Annotated in this window: 18 protein-coding genes; 6 read left to right on the top strand and 12 right to left on the bottom strand. The window is 71.2% G+C overall.

The annotated features are described in order from the left end of the window. Positions 1–3 precede the first annotated feature (3 nt). From NRB56_RS06305 to NRB56_RS06285, 5 genes are all read right to left on the bottom strand, one after another. Complete coding sequence (locus NRB56_RS06305) at positions 4–981, bottom strand: alpha/beta hydrolase (protein ID WP_319942623.1); 978 nt, start codon at positions 979–981, stop codon at positions 4–6. 211 nt (positions 982–1192) lie between these two features. Next, positions 1193–1648 (bottom strand): pyridoxamine 5'-phosphate oxidase family protein, encoded by a 456-nt coding sequence (locus NRB56_RS06300; protein ID WP_153339474.1) that lies wholly within the window; start codon positions 1646–1648, stop codon positions 1193–1195. Beyond that, entirely contained in the window at positions 1639–3234 is a 1596-nt protein-coding gene (locus NRB56_RS06295; protein ID WP_319942622.1) for a FadD3 family acyl-CoA ligase, read from the bottom strand. Before NRB56_RS06295 ends, NRB56_RS06300 begins: the two co-directional genes overlap by 10 nt. 14 nt (positions 3235–3248) lie before the next feature. Beyond that, positions 3249–4745 carry an aldehyde dehydrogenase family protein gene (locus tag NRB56_RS06290; RefSeq protein ID WP_153339473.1) on the bottom strand — a complete coding sequence of 499 codons (1497 nt, stop codon included), beginning with the start codon at positions 4743–4745 and terminating at the stop codon, positions 3249–3251. Positions 4746–5029: 284 nt separating this feature from the next. Then, positions 5030–7099 (bottom strand): 3-hydroxyacyl-CoA dehydrogenase NAD-binding domain-containing protein, encoded by a 2070-nt coding sequence (locus tag NRB56_RS06285; protein WP_153339472.1) that lies wholly within the window; start codon positions 7097–7099, stop codon positions 5030–5032. A gap of 182 nt (positions 7100–7281) precedes the next feature. Here NRB56_RS06285 and NRB56_RS06280 point away from each other — a divergent pair, with 182 nt between their 5' ends. Next, entirely contained in the window at positions 7282–7911 is a 630-nt protein-coding gene (locus tag NRB56_RS06280; protein WP_153339471.1) for an MspA family porin, read from the top strand. A gap of 59 nt (positions 7912–7970) precedes the next feature. Beyond that, complete coding sequence (locus NRB56_RS06275; protein ID WP_194290736.1) at positions 7971–8783, top strand: MspA family porin; 813 nt, start codon at positions 7971–7973, stop codon at positions 8781–8783. 8 nt (positions 8784–8791) lie between these two features. On the opposite strand, the gene NRB56_RS06270 is transcribed toward NRB56_RS06275, so the two are convergent. Continuing rightward, a complete protein-coding gene (locus NRB56_RS06270) occupies positions 8792–9436 on the bottom strand; it encodes a SanA/YdcF family protein (protein ID WP_319942621.1) in 645 nt (214 codons plus the stop codon). Positions 9437–9603: 167 nt separating this feature from the next. Here NRB56_RS06270 and NRB56_RS06265 point away from each other — a divergent pair, with 167 nt between their 5' ends. Continuing rightward, positions 9604–11412 carry an Eco57I restriction-modification methylase domain-containing protein gene (locus tag NRB56_RS06265; protein WP_153339469.1) on the top strand — a complete coding sequence of 603 codons (1809 nt, stop codon included), beginning with the start codon at positions 9604–9606 and terminating at the stop codon, positions 11410–11412. 13 nt (positions 11413–11425) lie between these two features. Here the strand turns inward: NRB56_RS06265 and NRB56_RS06260 are convergent, their stop codons facing one another. From NRB56_RS06260 to NRB56_RS06245, 4 genes are all read right to left on the bottom strand, one after another. Beyond that, positions 11426–12052, bottom strand: coding sequence for a TetR/AcrR family transcriptional regulator (locus NRB56_RS06260; protein ID WP_153339468.1), 627 nt, complete (start codon positions 12050–12052; stop codon positions 11426–11428). Positions 12053–12165: 113 nt separating this feature from the next. Further along, complete coding sequence (locus NRB56_RS06255) at positions 12166–12360, bottom strand: hypothetical protein (RefSeq protein ID WP_019928429.1); 195 nt, start codon at positions 12358–12360, stop codon at positions 12166–12168. 153 nt (positions 12361–12513) lie between these two features. Continuing rightward, entirely contained in the window at positions 12514–13029 is a 516-nt protein-coding gene (locus tag NRB56_RS06250) for a gamma carbonic anhydrase family protein (protein WP_153339467.1), read from the bottom strand. A gap of 28 nt (positions 13030–13057) precedes the next feature. Next, entirely contained in the window at positions 13058–14617 is a 1560-nt protein-coding gene (locus tag NRB56_RS06245; protein ID WP_153339466.1) for an AMP-binding protein, read from the bottom strand. 107 nt (positions 14618–14724) lie between these two features. On the opposite strand from NRB56_RS06245, the gene NRB56_RS06240 reads away from it, so the two are divergent. Together NRB56_RS06240 and sigJ are read left to right on the top strand one after the other, a co-directional pair. Then, a complete protein-coding gene (locus NRB56_RS06240) occupies positions 14725–15735 on the top strand; it encodes a GAF domain-containing protein (RefSeq protein WP_319942620.1) in 1011 nt (336 codons plus the stop codon). 90 nt (positions 15736–15825) lie between these two features. Further along, a complete protein-coding gene (gene sigJ, locus NRB56_RS06235) occupies positions 15826–16755 on the top strand; it encodes an RNA polymerase sigma factor SigJ (protein ID WP_319942619.1) in 930 nt (309 codons plus the stop codon). A gap of 50 nt (positions 16756–16805) precedes the next feature. Here the strand turns inward: sigJ and ald are convergent, their stop codons facing one another. Then, positions 16806–17930: an alanine dehydrogenase gene (gene ald, locus NRB56_RS06230; protein ID WP_153339464.1), complete on the bottom strand. Its 1125-nt coding sequence runs from the start codon at positions 17928–17930 to the stop codon at positions 16806–16808. Positions 17931–18039: 109 nt separating this feature from the next. Further along, the gene (locus NRB56_RS06225) at positions 18040–18804 is read right to left on the bottom strand and encodes an MBL fold metallo-hydrolase (protein ID WP_153339463.1); all 765 of its coding nucleotides are present in this window, start codon (positions 18802–18804) and stop codon (positions 18040–18042) included. Positions 18805–18875: 71 nt separating this feature from the next. Between NRB56_RS06225 and NRB56_RS06220 the strand changes: the two genes are divergently transcribed. Next, positions 18876–19844, top strand: a complete 969-nt coding sequence (locus tag NRB56_RS06220; protein WP_153339462.1) for a GlxA family transcriptional regulator — start codon at positions 18876–18878, stop codon at positions 19842–19844. Positions 19845–19866: the final 22 nt, after the last annotated feature.

The following is a 19866-nucleotide window of genomic DNA, read 5'->3' as shown; positions in this document are numbered from 1 at the left end:
ATTCTAGGCGGCGGGTCCCCAGCACTCGGTGAGGAAGAGGCGGATCTCGCGGGCGCGTTCGTCGTCTTCGGGGGCTCGGCCGAGGAAACCGCCGTGGGCGGCGGCTTCCCAGACGTGCAGGGCGGCGGGGATGCCGGCGGCGCGGAGGGCTCGGTGCAGGCGGACGGTGTCGGACAGGAGCATGTCGCGGGTGCCGGACAGCAGGAGGGCCGGGGGGAAGCCGGGGGTGAAATCGCCGAAGACAGGGGACAGGTAGGGGTTGCGCGGGTCTTGGTCGCCGAGGTAGAGGCGCGGGGTGGGGGAGTGGGTCAGGAGGTTGTCCAGGCCGAGGTTGGTCTGCCAGGTGTCGCCGGATTCGGTGAGGTCGGCGGCGGGGGTGGCGAGGACGATGCCGGCCGGTAGGGGGAGGCCCTCGTCGCGGGCGCGCAGGACGGTGGCGGCGGCGAGGTTGCCGCCGGCCGAGACGCCGCCGATCACGATCTCGTGAGAATCGCGGTGGCGCAACAGTTCCCGGTAGGCGGCGACGCAGTCGTCGAGGGCCGCGGGGAAGGGGTGGTCGGGGGGCATGCGGTAGTCGACGGACCAGCAGTGGTGGCCGATGCGGTGGGCGTTGTCGATGCCGCGGGTGCGGCAGAGTTCGCCGCCGCCCTGGATGAAGGCGCCGCCGTGGATCTCCAGGTAGGTGCGGCGGTCGTTCTCCGGGAGGCCGCGCGGGGTGATCGCGTAGACCCGTGCGGCGCCGACCGGGATCTCCTCGACCTCGGCCGGGGCGCCGGAGCCGGGAGCCATGCGCAGCCCGCCGGCATCGAGGTCGGCGATGAGGGTGCGCCAGGCTTCGGGGTCGTTCAGGGCGGGCCATTGCGGTGCGGGGGCGAGGGGGCCGAGCGCGAGGATGGCCTGGGCCTGGGGGCTGACCGAGGACGGCACCGGGATGTCGCGGGCGGGCAGATGCAGGGCGGCGGGTGCGTCGCTGGTGGTCACCACCGAACTCCTTCGAGAAGCTAAATCTGATACTGGAGAATAGCATTCTTGAGGTGTCGGTCAGCTCGGTGGCGCGGCTGCGAATCCGATTTCCGGGCGGCGTGTAGGCGACACCGCTCATGCAGAAGGCAGGCGGCGTTGGAGCCGGCCGGGTGGACGTGGCGGTGCGAGTCCAGGCGAAGCGACGCCGCGCGCCGAGGATCGCGGTTCGCTACCGGGGGCCGGTGATGCGGCGATTGTCCCAGGTGAGCATGCGGTCCTCCGGCACGAAGCGGAGGTATGCCATGGTCGCGTAGTGGTTTCGGGTCGCCGGGGGGAGGTCGGCGGCGGGGGTGCGGAACGCCGCGTATTTCTGTTCGAAGGCGGCGGCGATGCGGTCCGCTTCGGCGGGGTCGGTGACCTCGGTGACGGTTCCGGAGAGGTGGACCGCGCGCAGTTCGGCCCAGAGTTCGCCGGACTCGATCAGGAACGAGGCGCGGGGGTCGCGGCGGACGCGGGCCAATTTCTTTGCGCCGGGAGGGGTTTGCAGGCCGATCGTGCGGTCGGCGACGATGTACCAGACCGGCAGGGTGATCGGGCGGCCGTCGGCGGTCAGCGTGGTGAGGATGCCGGTGTGCGCGGTCTCCAGCGCATGCCATGCCTCGTCGGGGGAAAGCCTCAGGCCCATGTGGTCTCACCTCGGGTGGTCGCGTGCGCGAGCAGTTCGTCCTTCAGTATCTTGCCCAAAGCGTTGACGGGTAGTTCGGCGCGGATCTCGATGTGGCGGGGCACCTTGTAGTTGGCCATGCGGTCGCGGGCCCAGGCGAGCAGCCCGGCGGGGGTGTCGGTGGCGCCGGGGCGGAGGACCACGAAGGCCGCGCCGACCTCCCCGAGACGGGGGTCGGGGACGCCGATCACGGCCACCCGCGCGACCGCGTCGTGGCTCAGCAGCAGGTTCTCGATCTCGGCGGGATACACGTTGAAGCCACCGACGACGAACATCTCCTTCATCCGCCCGGTGATGATCAGGTTCCCGTGCTCGTCGAGGCGGCCGAGGTCGCCGGTGTGCAGCCAGCCGTCGCCGTCGATGGCCGCCGCGGTCGCGGCGGGGTCGTCGAGGTAGCCGGTCATCAGGTGGTAGCCGCGGATCACGATCTCGCCGTGCTCGCCGGGCGGCAGCGCGCCGCCGCCACTGTCGATGATGCGGATCTCGGTGTCCGGCATGGCCTTTCCGGCGGTGTGGGCGACGGTGTCGAGGTCGTCGCCGGGGCGGCAGAGCGAGGCCGGGCCGTTGGTCTCGGTGAGGCCGTAGCCGCTGAGGATGGTGGTGAACGTCATCTCGTCGCGCAGCCGGCGGATCAGGTCCACCGGAATGGTCGCCGCGCCGATCACGGTGGCGCGCAACGAGGACAGGTCGTAGCGGTCGCGGTCCGGGCTGTCGAGCAGGTCCTGCAGCAGCGTCGGCGGGCCGGGCAGCAGCGTGATGCGCTCGCGCTCGACGGCGGCCAGCACGGTGCCGACGTCGAACACCGCCATCGGGACGACGGTCGCGCCGCGCAGCAGCGTGGCCAGCCACCCGGCCTTGTAGCCGAACGAGTGGAAGAACGGGGTGATCACCAGTTGCTTTCCGCCGGAGTGCAATCCGACGATGTCGCACCAGTCGTCGTAGAGCCGCAGCAACCGGCCGTGGGTGGCGACGGCGCCCTTGGGGCGGCCGGTGGTGCCGGAGGTGAACAGGATGTCGCACGGGTCGTCGGCGCGGATCGACGCGATCCGCTCGGTGGCCGCCTGCTCGCTGACCAGGCGGCCCGCGCCCAGGTACCGGGGCCACGGGACGTCCTCGCGGGCGGGGCCGTTCAGCACCACCACGCGGATCGGCTCGGGCAGTTCCGCTCGGTGCGGCGCCAGCAGCGCGGCGAAGTTCGCGCCGAGGAAGTCGTTGTCGGTGAACACGATTCGCACGCCGGCGCGGGCGAGCACCTCGGCGGCCTCCGCGCCCTTGAACCGGGTGTTCACCGGTACGACGACGCCGCGGGCCCCGAGGATGCCCAGGGCGGCCACGATCCAGCGGTAGCCGTTGGGCGCCCAGATCGCGGCGCGGTCGCCGGGCAGGATGCCGGCCGCCTGGGCCGCCCGGGTGGACTGGACCACGCCGGAGGCCAAGCGCGCGTAGGTGATTCGGATCTCGCCGTCGACCACGGCCTCGCGGTCGGGCTGGGCGGCGGCGATCCGCAGCAGCCGGGCGGGGATGCTGCGGTCGGTGTCGTCGAACACGGTGGAGCGCCGGTCTAGTCGGTGCGGACCCAGACGGCCTTGGTGGTGAGGTACTGCCCGAGGGCGTCGGGACCGTTCTCGTGACCCCAGCCGCTCATCTTGTAGCCGCCGAACGGGACGGCCGGGTCGAACAGGTTGTAGGTGTTGACCCAGACGGTGCCGGTGCGCATCAGGGCGGCCAGCCGGTGCGCGTTGCCGAGGTTGGTCGTCCAGATGCCGCCCGCCAGACCGAATTCGGTGTCGTTGGACCGGGCCGCGACCTCCTCGACGGTGTCGAACGGCAGCAGGCAGCCCACCGGCCCGAAGATCTCCTCGCGGACCACCGCCATATCGTCGGTGACGTCGGCCAGCAGGGTCGGCGGGACGAAGTAGCCGTTGGCGAGATCGCCGTCGGTGAGGCGGGCGCCGCCGGCCAGCACCCGGGCGCCGGCCTCCCGGCCGATGTCGAGATAGCCGGTGACCCGGGACAATTGGGCCTGGGACACCAGCGGGCCGATCCGGGTCTGCGGGTCGAGGCTCGGGCCCACCTTCAGTTTCGCGGTATAGGCGGTCAGCGCCGCCGCGAACTCCTCGAAGATGGGGCGTTCCACGAAGATTCGGGTGCCGGCGCAGCACGCCTGCCCGGAGTTGCCGAACACCCCCATCGCGACGCCGGGTACCGCGCGGCGGAAGTCCGCGTCGGCGAACACGACATCCGGTGACTTGCCGCCGAGTTCGAGAGTCAGCCGCTTCAGGTTGCCCGCGGACGCGCGGACGATCGCCTGGCCGGTGGCGGTGGAGCCGGTGAACGCGACCTTGTCCACGCCGGGGTGCTCCACCAGCGCCGCGCCGGCCTCGCCGAAGCCGGTGACGATGTTGACCACGCCGTCGGGAAGGTCCGTCCCGGAAAGCAATTCGCCGATGCGCAGCGCGACCAGACTCGCCTCCTCGGCGGGTTTGAGCACCATCGTGCAGCCGCTGGCCAGCACCGGCGCCAGCTTCCACAGCACGTTGTTGATCGGGCTGTTCCACGGGATGATCGACGCGACCACGCCGACCGGTTCGTGCGAGGTGTAGGTGAGGATCTGCCACGGCATCGAGTTCGGCAGGGTGCGGCCGTGGATCTTGGTGGCGAAGCCCGCGAAGTAGCGCAGCACCTCGACCAGTTTGTCGGCCCCCGCGCCCGGATCGCGGCCGATCGGCATGCCCATGTCGACGGCCTCCAGCCGCCGCAGTTCCGCCGCGTTCGCCTCGATGACGTCGGCGACCTGCCAGATGATCGACTGCCGCGCCGCCGGCGTCAGCGACCGCCAGGGGCCCTCGAACGCCGCCCGCGCGGCCGCCACCGCGCGGTTCACATCGTCCGGGTCGGCCTGCGCGATCTCCGCGATCGTCGCGCCGGTGGACGGGTCGATACTCGGAAACGTTCGGCCGGAAGCGGATTCGACCCATTCGCCGCCGATCAGCAGGCGCTTGGGGTCGCCGGTCAGGAACGGCAGGGACTGTCGGTCGAGTGCGGCGTTCGTCGGCATGGGAGTCCTCTCTCGCGAGCACCGCACATCGCCTCGCGCCGGTGCGGCCACCTACAAGAGAGTAAGCGCTCATCTATTTAAGCGCCATCGTTTGCGGTAATAGGGTTGCCGGACAACGAAACCGGCCGAGTCGGATCCGGCACCGCGGCGGCCCGGAACGGGGATCGCCGGCGGTGGCGGACAGGAAGTGAGCGGCGGGGGCCGGGTGGTCGGTGGCCACCCGGCCCGCGGTTCCGGTTCGACGGCCCGCTTCGGGCTGTGCCGAGAACACTACTGCCACAACATCATTCGAAGCTGCCGCCCTCGGCGGCCAGGCGTGCCAGCAGCGGCGCGGGCGCCCAGCCCGGCTCGTCCTCGTGGTAGCGGTGCAGCGCGGCGACGACGGTGGGCAGGCCCACCCGGTCCGCGTACCACATGGGCCCGCCGCGGTGCCGTGGGAAGCCGTAACCGGAGAGGTAGACCACGTCGATGTCGGAGGCGCGCTGGGCGAACCCCTCCTCGAGGATGCGAGCGCCCTCGTCGGTGAGCGCCAGCACCAGCCGCTGCACGATCTCGTCCGGCTCGAAGGTCTGCGGCTTGGTGCCGTGCTTCTCGTGGTACGACGCCAGCAGGTCGGCGACGACCGGGCTGGGCTGCGGGTCGCGGCCGTTGTAGTCGTACCAGCCGGCGCCGGTCTTCTGGCCGAATCGGCCCAGCTCGCACAGGGAGTCGGCGATCTCCTCGCGCGGCACGTCCGGATGCTCGGCGTAGCGGCGCTTGCGGATCGCCCAGCTGATGTCGTTGCCGGCCAGGTCGGCCACCCGGAACGGGCCCATCGCGAAGCCGAAACCCTCGATGGCGGAATCGATCTCGGCCGGGGTGGCGCCCTGGCGCAGCAGTGCGAACGCGGCGGTGCGGTAGTTGTTCAGCATCCGGTTGCCGATGAATCCGTCGCAGACGCCGGCGATCACGCCGACCTTGCCGATGCGCTGGCCCAGGGCCATCGCGGTCACCAGCACATCGTCGGCGGTGCGGTCGCCGCGCACGATCTCCAGCAGCTTCATCACGTTCGCGGGGCTGAAGAAGTGCAGGCCCACGACGTCCTCGGGCCGGCCGGTGACCGCGGCGATCGCGTTCAGGTCCAGCGAGGAGGTGTTGGAGGCCAGGATCGCGCCGGGCTTCACCACCTCGTCGAGCTTCGTGAAGACGGTGCGCTTGACGTCCATGTCCTCGAACACCGCCTCGATGACGAGGTCGCTGTCGGACAGGTCGGCGTAGTCCAGGGTCGGGGTCAGCAGGGCCATGCGCTGTTCCAGCGCGTCCGCGGCGAGTTTGCCCTTGTCGACCTGGACCTGGTAATTGCGCCGGATCACGCCGAGTCCGCGATCCAGCGCTTCCTGCGCGGTCTCCAGGATGGTCACCGGGATGCCGACGTTGAGGAAGTTCATCGCGATGCCGCCGCCCATGGTGCCGGCGCCGAGCACGCCGACCTTCGCCACCGGGCGCGGCCGGACGTCGGCGCCGATGCCCGGGATCTTGCGCGCCGCACGCTCGGCGAAGAAGGCGTGCCGCAGGGCGGCGGACTGGTCACCGGCCACGAGTTCGGTGAAGGTGGCGCGCTCGGCGGCCAGGCCCTCGTCGAAGGGGGTGGTCACCGCGGTCGCGACCAGATCGAAGGCGGCGACCGGTGCCAGGAAGCCCCGGCTGCGCTTGACCAGCGCCGCGCGCTGCGGTGCGGCGGCGGCCGGATCGCCGGTGGCGGTCAGGTCGCGGACCCGGGGCAGCGGGCGGGTCGCGGCGATCTCACCGGCGAAGGCGACGGCCGCGGTGACGGCGTCGGCTTCGACCACCCGGTCCAGCAGTCGCTGACCCTCGAGGGCGGCGAGCGCGCCGGCGGTGCGGGGGGCGCCGGTGGTGATCATGTCGACGGCCGTCGCGAAACCGAGTGCGCGCGGCAGCCGCTGCGTGCCGCCGGCGCCGGGCACCAGGCCGAGGTTGACCTCGGGCAGGCCCAGCTTGCTGCCGGTGGTCGCGACCCGGTAGTGCGCGCCCAGGGCCAATTCCAGGCCGCCGCCGAGGCAGGTGCCCTCGATCGCGGCCACCACCGGCTTGTCCGCGGCGTCGAGCGCGGCGATCACCTCGTTGAGCGTCGGCGAGGCGGTGGACTTCGGGGTGCCGAATTCGGTGATGTCGGCGCCGGCGGAGAAGAAGCCGTTACCGCCGGTGAGCACGATCGCATCGATGCCGGAGTCGTCCAGGGCCCGGCGCAGCCCGGACACGATGCCGTCGCGCGTGCTGTGCCCGAGTCCGTTGACCGGGGGATTGTCGATACGGATGAGTGCGGTGCGGCCTTGTGCCTCGTAATGGATGGCCATGCTGTCGTCTCACTTCCTGACTCGGTGTAATAGTCATACCATCCAGCGAGAATGGCATTCTCGGTCACCGCGCGGCATTCATGGCGGACGCGCAGCCGGCTGACAGCTTCCGTTTACTTGTGGATGCGAGCGTGAGCCGCGTTTGCTGCAGTATCGATGGTTCCGACCGATGAAGGTAACTGATGAGGGTGAATGAGTCCGGCGGCCGCAGGGCCGCCGGTGCGGGGCTGGGATTTGCCGCGATGCTGCTGGGTTGCGTGGTCGCCGCCGCGGTCGATTCGCCGGTGGCGCAGGCCGATACGTATGTGCCGCTGCCGGACGGCGAGCAGTCCCTGACCACCGCGACGGGGGTTCGGGTCGATCTCACGCGCTCCGGCGAACACGCGGTGGTCTCGCCGTCGATCGCGTCCAACGGACTGTCCCGGACCGCCGGCATGTCCGCCACGGTGTACGCGACCGTCGACGGCGCGACCTCCGGCAAGCTCGTGACCGGGTACGTGGTCGGGTGTCAGGTCGATCTCTCCGGCGGCGTGTCGCTCGGCGGTGACATCTACATCTCCCCGAATTCGGCCTATCCCGAGATCTATCCGAACATCAACCTGGTGCCGGGTGGGGTCGCGACGGTCAAGTTCGACACCAAGAAGCTCGATCCCGCCGCGAACGCGGTCGGTATCGCCTACAGCGAGCGTGCGGTCCAGGTCAGCGGTTGTGCCGGTTACGCGCAGGCGCGGGCGTTCAGCACCCTGACCGTGAAGAACGACCGCGGCTCGGCCGAGGTGACCCTGTACGGCCTGCCCTTCAGTATCGGATGAGCGCCGTGTCCCTCATCGACGAACCGGGACGACCCGGCACAGGAAAGCGGAAGCCCGCCATGCGAGGTGCCCTGAGCTCGGTATTCGTGGCATTCGCCAGCGTGCCGATGCTGATCGCCGCCGGCGGCGCGGCGCACGCCGACACCCAGGTCGCGTTGCCCGACGGGCATATTCAGTTGAACACCCGGGACGGGCTGACCATCGACGTGGACCGCAGCGGGGAACACGCGACGATCTCGTCCTCGATCGCCGACAATCCGTTGTCGCGCAACGCGTGGGTCTCCGGGGTGACCTCGGTGCATGTGGCGGCGCCGGACGGGGTCAAGGTGACCGGCGGCCGGATCGAGACCGGATATCTGCTCGGCTGCCAGGTCGATCTCGGCAGCGGGGTGCATGCCGAGGGCAGTGGCGATTCGGCGGGGCAGTCCGCCGGTCCGGGCAAAGGTGGCGCGAAGGGCCAGGGTGAGCCCGGCGATGACCAGGGCGACGACCAGAGCGGTGGCGGCGACTCCGGGGGCGGCGATGCCGGCGGTGGCGGCGGGTCCGGCGGCGGCTACGGCGGCGGAGGTGGCGGCGGTGGGCTGACCGTCGGCACCGGGGATCTCGGCGTGGGCGTCGACGGCAACGGTCTCTCGCCGTACGGGGATCCGAACATGTCGCTGCACCTGAAACCGGGGTCGGTCACCACCAAACAGGTGCAGACCTACACCTTCACCGGCACCGACGGCATCACGCAGTATGTGGACCACGCGCTGTCGATCGACGGCTGCGCCGGCGCCGCGGAGGCCCGCGCCTACACGACGGTGACCGTCCACGACAACGTCATGGACGGCTCACAGACGTTGTGGGGCAGGCCGTTCAGCATCGGCTGAGGATCGGATCAGCCACCGTCGGCGGCGATCGCGTCGCGGACGGTGGTCTCCTGGTCGCCGAGCACCGGATCGGGCCGGGCGACGATCGAATACACCGCCTTCGTGTCGGCGAGTTGGTCGCGCAGCCAGATCCGGCGGTAGGTGCCGTTGTGCGGCTGGCTGTGATCGCCGACCGCGGTGGTCTCGATTCCGACCGCACGGCACAGCGCGACCGTGCGCGGCACGCTGAAGTCCTGGGTGACGACGACCGCTCTGCGGACCCCGAAGATCCGGTACGCCCGCGCACAGGACGCGTAGGTGTCGAAGCCGGCGTAGTCCACCGCGATCTTCTCCGCCGGTACGCCCCTGTTCATCAGATAGCGGCGCATGGCGTCGGGCTCGTTGTAGGACCACTGCCCGTGGTCGCCGCTGAGCAGCAGCGCCTTCACCTTCCCGGTCTCGAGCAGGGCGCGGCCGAGGTCCAGCCGCGCGGCCAGATACGGGGAGGGATTCCCGGTGGCGTAGACCTGCGCGCCGAGCACCAGCGCCACATCGGCGGGCGGCACGGTCGTCGCGGTGTACTCCCGGCCGGCCGCCCGCGAGCGGACCCAGCCGTCCGCCGCCAGGACCACCGCCGCCAGCAGCACGACGATCACCGTGAGTCCGATCGTCACCCGCCGGATGACCGGCCGCCGCCACCATCTCTTGCGGGGTCCCGCCCCCGAAATCTCCGAGCCCACGCACGCAGTCTGCCGGAAAATTCGCGGCCGCGCCGGAACCGGTCGGACCGTGATGGGCGGACCTGCCCCGGAAACCGGGTTCGAACGGGCACAATGCGGATATGGATGGCTGGGGTGGGCCAGCAATCGACCGGCGGGCGGGCAGGGAGCTCGACGGGGCCGGTGTGCGCAAACGACACGGGCGGCACTACACCCCGGACCGGCTCGCGCGATTCCTGGCCGATCGGCTGCTGACGCATCTGGTTCCGGGGGAGACGCTGCGCATCCTGGACCCGGCCTGTGGTGACGGGGAGTTGCTGCTGGCACTGGGAGATGCCGTGGCGCAACGGTTTCCGGGCCTGCCGGTCCGGGCCGCCGGTTACGATCTGGATCCGGCGGCGGTGCGGGTGGCGCGCGAGCGGGCCGCGAAACTCGACGTGACCTGGCAGGTCGGCGACTTTCTGTACGCCGCGGAGAAATTGGCGGACGAGCAGTTCGACGTGGTGATCACCAATCCGCCGTATGTGCGGACCCAGCAACTCGGTGCGCGGACGGCGCGGCTGCTGCGCGATCGGTTCGGGCTCACGGGGCGGATAGATCTCACCCATCCCTTCGTGGCCAGCGTGCCGCGCCTGCTCCGGCCCGGCGGGGTGCTCGGATTGCTGTGCGCCAACCGGTTTCTCACCACCAAGGCGGGGGCGAATCTGCGCGCGCTGCTGTGCCGCGACCTGATCCCGGTGGAGCTCTACGATCTCGGCGACACCAAACTGTTCGAGGCGGCGGTGCTGCCCGCGGTCACCATCGCGGTGCGTCCGCCGCCGGGGACGAGCGGTTCCCGGAGCTGTCGCTACGTCGCCGCGTACGAGGCGTCGGCGGATACCGCCGCGCGAACGTTGCCGCGGACCGCCGGCGACCGCGGCCCGAATCCTGTTGCCGCGCGGACCCTCCCGGCGACAACCGGCCGGGCCGGTGACCTGTTCACCGCACTGAACGCCGACCGCGACACCGTGGTTCGGCACGACGGCCGGGTCATCGCGGTCCAGGTCGGCACACTGGACTGCGGGGCCGCGGGATCGGTTGCGGCCGAGCGCGCCACGGCGGCCGACGGCTCGAACGGTATCCCGTGGCGGTTGTCGCAGCCGGATACCGATGCCTGGTTGCGGCGGATCGCGGCCGGAACCTGGCACAGTTTCGGGGAGCTGGCGCGAATCCGGGTGGGAATCAAGACCACCGCGGATCGGGTGTTCATCTCCGATCGGTGGCATGAGGTGCGGCCGGAACCGGAGGCGGAGTTGCTGTTCGACCTGCTCACTCACCACGATCTGACTCCGTGGCGCATCACCCGCGGGCGGCCGACCCGGGTGCTCTATCCCTACGATGTCACCCGGACCCGTCGCACGCCCGTCGACCTCTCCGAATTCCCTTGCACCGCAGCCTATCTGGCCACGCACAAGGACGTCCTCGCCGCGCGTGACTACGTGGTGGGCGGGGGCCGGGAGTGGTTCGAGATCTGGGTGCCGCAGCGGCCGCACCTGTGGCGGTCGCCGAAACTGGTGTTCCCGGACATCAGCGTGGCGCCGCGGTTCGCGTTCGACCGCAGCGGCGCGATCGTCAACGGTGACTGCTACTGGATCTCGGTGCCGGACCTGCACGGCTCGGCGGCCGAGGCGGACCGGTTCGCGTATCTGCTGATGGGCGTGGCCAATTCGGCGCTGGGCCTGCGTTTCTACGACGCCGTCTGCGGCAACCGGCTGTACTCGGGACGACGCCGGTGGATCACCCAGTACGTGACGCGGCTGCCGGTTCCGGATCCGTCCACCCCGGCCGCCGAGGCGCTCACCGTCCTGGTCCGCGACCTGATCGAGGGCGCGGAACCGGATCCCGGCGCGCTCGACGAACTGGTCGCGGCCGCTTTCGGCCTGCCCGGGTGAATCCGGGTCGCGCTCAGGACGAACGCACGCCGACCATGGGCAGCAGTGTGCGGCGGGCGAATTCACGGGCGGCGGATTCGTCGCGCAGCGGGATCCGCCCCTCCGGGGTCAGCATCAGCGACTGCGCCAGGCGCGCCAGCACCTCGGCGACGAGGTCGGGGTCGAAATCCAGTGCGGTATCCGATTCCTGGAGACCGCGCAGTTTCTCGGCGAGGTAGATGCGGCCGACCTCGAGCACGGGACCGCCGTCGACGGTCAGCCGCGGCAGGATCAGCTCGGGTTCGGTGCGCAGCAGTCGTTGCAGCAGTTCGTTGCGGGCGAGCAGGGTCGTGAAGGACGCGAAGATCTCCACCAGCTCGTCGACGCCGGAGCCGCCGGTGATCCGGGCGGCTCGTTCCTCGATCGCCGCCACGAACCGTTGCGCCTCCCGCACCCCGACCGCCTCGACCAGGTCGTTCTTGGATTCGAACCGCCGGTACAGGGTGGCGGGGCTGATGCCGGCGCGCCGCGCGATCTCACCCATGCTGGTGCGCTTGATCCCGAAGTCCAGGAACGCCGACAGCGCGCTCTCCAGCAGCTGTTCGCCGTCGGCCCGCGGCTTCTCCAGGATGCGCGCCAGGATGGGTGGAACGGTGGGCATCGAGTCTCCATGTCGCATTCGGTCCGCGGGGCAGCGACCCGGCGCGGAAGGGTGTCGATCAGTATCTCATCGACTCGCGGCCGATCCGGGGGACGCGTGCTCGCGTGACGATGTCAGGGACGGTTGGCGACGTTCAGGTCGAACGCGACCATCTCCCGCTCGATCGCATTGGCGGCGAAGTCGATGCCCCGCGCGCGCAATTCGTGGACTCGGCGCCGCAGCGCCTCGATGCCACCGGGCTCCGCGGCGATGTCCGCCACGCTGATCCGCCCGGCGGGTCGGTGCATACCGGACTGCTCGTACGCCACCGTGGTACCTCCTGCTCACCCGCGAACGAGCCCGGAATTCCGCGCGGGCTCGGGTCGCGCGTGCGCCGCACCGAGGTCATCGGCCGCTCCACCGGGCACGTTGGCGAAAATGTTAACAAAATGTGTCCACTCCGCAGCCCGGTGTGGGCTCTTTCACATCACCTCGGCGTCCCGGTGCGCGCCGATGTTGTGCACGTAGACGGCGGCATTGAGCCGGATGCGGTCGATCTCGGCGGGTCCCAGTTCCCGGCGGACCTTGCCCGGTACGCCGGCCACCAGTGAGCCCGGCGGGATCCGCGCGCCCTCGGGAATCAGGGCGTTGGCGGCGATCAGGCTGCCGGTCCCGATGACCGCGCCGTTGAGCACCGTCGCGCCCATGCCGACCAGCACATCGTCCTCGACCGTGCAGCCGTGCAGGATCGCGTTGTGCCCCACCGACACTCCGGCGCCGATGACGAGCGGGAATCCGGGATCGGCGTGCAGCGCGCAGCCGTCCTGGATGTTGGTGCGAGCGCCGATCGAGATGTCCTCGACATCGGCGCGGACCACGGTGCTGTACCAGATGCCGACCTCGGCGCCGAGCCGCACCCGGCCGATCACGGTCGCGTTCGGCGCCAGCCACGCCGTCTCGTCGACCTGCGGCTCGAATTCACCCAGTCTGATCTTCATACCGCCGACCCTAGCCGGGCCGGGCGGATCACCGGCCGGTACCGGGGCCGGGAGCGTACTCGGCGCGCAGCGATTGTTTGCGCAGTTTGCCGGCGTCGTCCCGGGGGAGGCTCGCGACGATGCGAATCGTGGTGGGGTGCTTGAACTTCGCGAGGCGCTCGCGCAGTGCCCCGGCGATGCCGGCCGGGGTGAGGGTGGCGCCGGGTCGCGGGACGATGTGCGCGGCAACGGTTTCGCCGAGATCCGCGTCGGGGATGCCGAAGACCGCGACATCCTCCACCGCCGGAATCGCCATGATCGCGTGCTCGATCTCGGCGGGATGGATGTTCACCCCGCCGCGGATGATGATCTCCGCGGATCTGCCGGTGAGATGGAGGAATCCGTCCTCGTCGAGGTAGCCGGTGTCGCCGACGCACAGCCGGCCGGGCACCGGGCCGTCGTGGCCGCCCGTGCGGTTGAGGTAGTGGAAATCGGGCCAGTAGTCGGCGCCCCGGACGTACACGTCGCCGATCTCCCCGGGCGGCAACGGATGTCCGGCCGCGTCGGCGACCACCACCGCGGAACCGTCGGCGGGCCGCCCGACACTGCCCGGATGAGCGAGCCACTCCTCCGCGTCGATCCAGGTGATCGTGCCCGCCTCGGTGCAGCCGTAGAACTCGCGCACCGCGGACCCGAACCATTCGATCGCGGCGCGTTTCACCGCGGGCGGGCAGGGCGCCGACGAATGAATCAGGTGGGTCAGGCTCGACACGTCGTAGCCCGCGCGCACCTCGGCGGGCAGCGACAGCAGCCGTGACAGCATGGTCGGCACCACCTTCGCCTGGGTGATCCGATACCGCTGCACGTGGTCGAGGAACCGCCGCGGATCGAATCGCGGCATCACGGTGATCGAGGCGCCCATCCGGAGTGCCAGCACCGCAACGGCGTTCGGGCTGGTGTGGTACAGCGGCCCGGCGACCAGCACCTCGGCCTGCGGGGTCAGTCCCATCCGGGTGGCGGTCGCACCCGCGATCGACAGCAGCTGCTCGGCGGTGAGCCGTTCGCGCAGTACACCTTTCGGCCGTCCCGTGGTACCGGAGGTGTAGATCAGGCCCATCGAGTCGGCGATCGCGCCCTCGACCTGGCCCAGCGGTCGCGGCTCGGCGGCGATCAGGTCCTCGAGCAGGCGGTGCCGGCCGGTGGGCCGGGCGAGCGCCGCGTCGAGCCCGGCCTCGGCGAGCAGTTCCGGCGGCATCGCCGCCTCCACGACTCCCGTTGTGGCGCCCGCGATGTCGAGCGCGCCCTCGACCACGCCGACGAATTCGGTGTGCACGACGACGAGCAGCGGACCGCTGTCGGCGAGTACGTGCGCGACCTCCGGGGCGGTCCACGCGGTGTTGATCGGCACCGGATTCGCGCCGGTGGCCGCCACCGCGAGCGACGCCTCCAGGAACTCGATGTCGTTGCGCAGCAACAGCGCCACTCGCGCGCCGCGGCCCGCCCCGGCGGCCGCCAGTGCCGCCGCCAGCCGCCCGGCCCGTTCGTGCACCTCGGAATGCCGCCGAATCCGGTTGCCGCACCGCACAACCGGTGCCGGATGCTCGCCCATGCCCGGCAGTCTGCCACGCCCGCCCGGCGATACGCACAGCCGCCGCTACTAGACTCACAGGCGGGCGCTCGGGGGCTCGGAGAAGTGCGGTGCGGGGAGGGAAGACTGTGTGGTATCTGATCGACGCCGCGCGCCCGGATCGGGTCGTCCGGCACATCCCGGGCGAGGGCGTGGCACGGGAACGGTCGCTGCAACGGGCCGTCCGCCCCGGCTTCCTCACCGCCCTGGCCGAGGTCGCGATCGCCGAGGCGGTGGACTCCGGCCGGACCTGCGAACGCCGGGCCCTGATCCGCGGTGCGGGCTTCGACGTCGTCGCGGTGCCGATCGCCGGGTACGAGGGTGCGGTGGCGGCCGTGCGGCTGTGGGTCGGCGCGACCGGCGCCCCGCGCGACGATCCGCCGCCGGCGGACGTCTTCGTCTGGCACGGCCCTCAATGGACGCTGCGCAGCGGCGGCCTCGGCGGCGCGGTCCTGCCCGCCGGCCACCCGCTGCTGCACGGCGCCTGGTTCTTGTCCCGGGTACTGGAGTGTGAGGGCCGGGATCGGCTGATCGCGGCCGCGCTCGAGCCCCGGCCGGGCACCGGATGGGAGGGACCGATGCGAGTGCTGACGGCCGACGGCGACATCGCGCGGGTCTACGGCTGGTTCCGTTACCACGCCCCCGATCGGCTGCGCGGCCTGCTGCTGCGGGCGGAGGCCGGGCATGAACCGGACCTCGCGCTGCCCGCTCACCACCACGACACCACCGCCACGCTGCTCGGCGGCACCACCGCGCTGATCGATCTGCGCAACATGCAGATCATCGAATGGCTGACCCCGCCGCTGCCCGGCATCGCCTGGCGGCACCATCCGGCCTCGCACGGCACGGCGCCGCCGCCGCGGTCCGACCACAACCTGCTGAGCAGTCATCTCATCCATCCCGGCGATCGCGAGGACTACCTGCGGGTGCTGACCGAACTGGCCGGTGGACGGCAGGAATCCGGCCGGATGACGGTGCGGCTGCTGACCGTCGACGGCGGCTGGGTGCCGGTCGAGCTGCATGCCGTCCGGCACGCCGGTGCGCCCGACCGGTTCCTGAGCTGCCTCATCCAGCCCGTCGGCGACGTCGCGCGGACCTGAGTCGGCCGGGCGTGTCACAGTCGCCGCGGCGACGTCGTCATCATGGTGAGAAGGTCCGCGGAACCGGGCGGATCGCATGCGGGAGAGGTGGTGGCCGTGACCGAGCCGATCGTGGGCGACATCGAGCGGACAGAACTGGCGCGCCGATTCGAGGAGTTGCGCCCGTATCTGCGCCGGCTGGCCTACAGCACGCTCGGCAGTCTCAGCGACGCCGACGACGTCGTGCAGGAGGCGTGGCTGAGGCTGCAACGCTGGCACGAGAACGGCTCGGCGACCGAGCGGATCGACAATCTGCGCGCCTGGCTCAGCACCGTCACCGGCCGCCTGGCGCTGGACCAGCTGGGTTCGGCGCGGGCCCGCCGCGAGCAGTACGTCGGTGAATGGCTGCCGGAGCCGGAGGTGACCTCGTGGGACGATCCCGCCGATCGGGTCACCCAGGACGAGCGGGTCACGACCGCGCTGCTCATGGTGCTGGAATCGCTGTCGCCGGCCGAGCGCACCGCCTTCGTGCTGCAGGACGTGTTCGGGATGTCGGGTCCGGAGGTGGCCGAGGTGGTCGGCCGTACCCCGGCCGCGGTGCGGCAGTTGGCCTCTCGCGCGCGCAAGCATGTGGAGGCGGGCACGCCGCGGTTCCCGGCCAGCCGCGACGAGCACGAGAAGGTGGTGTCCGCGTTCGCGCTGGCCTGGCGCTCCGGTGACCTGTCCGCGCTGGTGGGCGTGCTGGACGAGAACGTCACCCTGATCTCCGACGGCGGCGGCAAGGTGCCCGCGATCCGGCGGCCGGTCAGCGGCGCCGAGGTGGTCGCGAAGCTGTTCTTCGGCTGGTTCCGGGCGGGCACCAACGCCTCCGGCCGCACTGTGCTGGTCAACGGGCGGCCCGGCCTGGCGGTGTTCGACGGCAGCCATCTCGGCGTGATGTCGTTCACCATCGACGACGGGCGGATCAGCGCGATCCAGATCGTGCGCAACCCGGACAAGCTGCGCGAGCTGCCGGAGTGGGAGCCGGACTGGTATCTGTGAGCGGCCGGTCGGCCTGAGCGGCCGGTCGGCCGGCGTCCGTGCGCGACTGGTCAGCCGGTGCCCGCGGCGAAGCCGTCCGGGGAGCCGGCGGCCAGGCCGTGTGCGGCGGCCACTTCCGCCGAGAGCAGTTGTCCCGCATCGGCGGTCAGGCCCTGCGCCAGGCCCGGATCGGCCCGGCAGGCCGCCCGCCAGCCGCGGTCGGCGATGGTGCGCACATACGGCAGCGTCGCGTTGGTCAGCGCCACGGTCGCGGTGTGCGGTACCGCGCCGGGCATGTTGGCGACGCAGTAGAACAGCGAATCCGCCACGCGGAAGGTCGGATTCGCGTGCGTCGTGGGCACCGAGCTCTGGAAGCAGCCGCCCTGGTCGATGGCGATGTCGACCAGGACCGAACCCGGCCGCATCCGCGCCACCAGGGTGTCCGGCACCAGCTGTGGCGCCCGCGCGCCCGGGACCAGCACCGAGCCGATCACCAGATCCGCTGCGAGAACGGCCCTTTCGACCTCCGCGACGTTCGAGCCGATGGTGACGACCCGGCCGCCGAACCGGGCGTCGAGCTGCCGCAGCTTCGGCAGGCTGGTGTCCAGCACGGTCACCCGCGCACCCATCCCGGCCGCCACCGCCGTGGCATTCGATCCGGCGACGCCGCCGCCGATCACCACCACGTTCGCCGGGCGCACCCCCGGCACCCCGCCGAGCAGCACCCCGGCGCCGCCGTTCGGCGCCATCAGGTGGTACGCCCCGACCTGGGCGCCGAGTTTGCCCGCCACCTCGCTCATCGGCGCCAGCAACGGCAGCGAGCCCTCCGGCCCGCGGACCGTCTCGTAGGCGATCGCGGTGATCCCCGACGCGAGGACGGCCTCGGTGCAGGCCCGGGAGGCGGCCAGATGCAGGTAGGTGAACAGCACCAGTCCGGGCCGCATCCGCGAATATTCCGGCGCGACGGGCTCTTTCACCTTCAGGATCAGATCGGCGGCCTGCCACACCTCGTCGGCGGTGGGCAGGGTCCGCGCGCCGGCGGTGAGGTAGTCGGCGTCGGTGAATCCGGATCCGATTCCGGCACAGGCCTCGACCACCACCTCGTGCCCGTGCCGGACGAGCTCGCCGGCGCCGGCCGGGGTCAGCGCCACCCGGGCCTCCTGCTCCTTGATCTCCCGTGGAACCCCGATTCTCATGCGGCCATCGTGGCGCACATCGGTGCCGGTTACCACGACCGTGGACGGCGATTCACCCCGTGCGGGCACGGGATTCGCGCACCCGGAACGGTTCGGGCGGACCGGCCGTTCAGAACGTCAGCGGCACACCGGCGGTGGGGATCCGGAGTTGCCCGGTGCGCCCGCCGTAGCCGAAGACGCGCGCGAGGTGCTCCAGGGTCTCGGAGAAATGCGCCCACCCCTCGGCGTGCACGGGGATGATCACCGCGTCGCCGAGCGCCTCGGCGGCCTGCAGCGCGGTCCGGGCGTTGAGGGTGACGTCGGTGTCGTCGAACCGGCCCACGTTGGCGGCGCCGACGTGCAGCACCGCGACATCGATGGATCCGATGCGCTCGACGATGCGTCGTACGTACGCCACCGACGCGTTGTCGCCGGAGAGGTAGACCGTGGGCAGCCCGTCCGCCCGCAGCACGAAACCCGTGACGGTACCGGAGAATTCCTCGGCGCCCTCGGGGCCGTGCAGCGCCGGAACCGCGGTGACGGTCACCTCGGCGATCCGGACTGTCTCCCATTCCTCCAGTCCCCGAACATCTTTCAGTCGTCCCGCGGCCTCCGGGGTGGACAGGGCGGTGCCGGCCGTGGTGAGGAACTCGCGGCCCGAGACATCCAAATTGTCGGCGTGCTGATCGTGGGACAGCAGCACCACGTCCACCGGCCCGACCTGTTCGGCCGGGATCGCCGGGCCGCTCAGTTTGTGCAGGGTGATCGGGCCCGGATAGTCGCGCGGCGCGTCGAAGGTCGGGTCGCTGAGCCAGGTGAGGCCGCCGTAGCGGATGCGGACCGTCGGGCCGCCGATGTGCAGCAGTTCGAACGCGGTGGTGGAGGTGTCGGTCATGTTGTCGATCCTGGTCGGCGGCCGGGAGTGCCGACAGTGGCCCGAAGGCCGCTGTCCGATAATATCGGGCCATGATCTCCGATCGCCCGCACGAGGTGGCCGTGCTCGCCTTCGAGGGCATCAGCCCGTTCCACCTGTCGGTGCCCGGCCTGGTGTTCGGCGGGATCGGCACCAGCGCCCAGCCGCAGTCCCGCTACCGGCTGCGCACCTGTGTCGAACGTCCCGGAATCCTGCGCACCCCCGGCGATTTCGACATCAGTGTGCGGCACGGGCTCGAGGCCATCGAGGCCGCCGACACCGTGGTGATCCCCAGCTGGAGCCCGGGAACCGAACTGTCCCAGCCGATTCGGGCGGCACTGTGCCGGGCGCACGAGCGCGGCGCGCGGCTGGTCGGACTGTGCCTGGGCGCCTGGGCGATCGCCGCCTCCGGGCTGGCCGACGGCCGGGAGGTCACCACCCACTGGTCGGCGGCCGCCGAGCTGGCTCGCGCGCACCCGGCGGTCCGGGTCCGCGCCGACCGGCTGTGGACCGACCTGGGCGACATCATGACCTCCGCCGGCGTCGCCGCGGCCCTGGACGGCTGCCTGCACCTGGTGCGATCCGACCACGGCAGCCGGGTCGCCGCCGACCTGGCCCGCACTCTGGTGCTCGCCCCGCATCGCGGCGGTTCGCAGGCGCAGTACATCCCGATCGCGGTCCCCGACGCCGCCGACGACGATCCGATCGAACACGCGATGCTCTGGGCCCGAACACGTCTCGACGATCGGATCGACCTCGACACCTGGGCACGCGTGGCATTGATGTCACGCCGCACCTTCACCCGCCACTTCCGCGCCCGCACCGGTTCCAGCCCCCAGCAGTGGCTGCTGCACCAGCGCATCGACCACGCCCGCCTGCTACTGGAATCCACCGACGACACCATGGATCGGATCGCCACCGACACCGGTTTCGGCACCGCCGTGAACCTCCGCCACCATTTCCACCGCACCCTCGGCCTGGCTCCGGCCGATCATCGGCGTCTCTTCCGGGCCGGGACGTGATCGGGGCCGGATCGTCGCCGGG

The organism is Nocardia aurantia (genome assembly GCF_009604425.1).
In the GTDB taxonomy this organism is placed as follows: Bacteria; Actinomycetota; Actinomycetes; order Mycobacteriales; family Mycobacteriaceae; genus Nocardia; species Nocardia aurantia.
The sequence above is the reverse complement of the archived record's forward strand: the minus strand, read 5'-3'. Positions and strand labels throughout refer to the sequence as shown.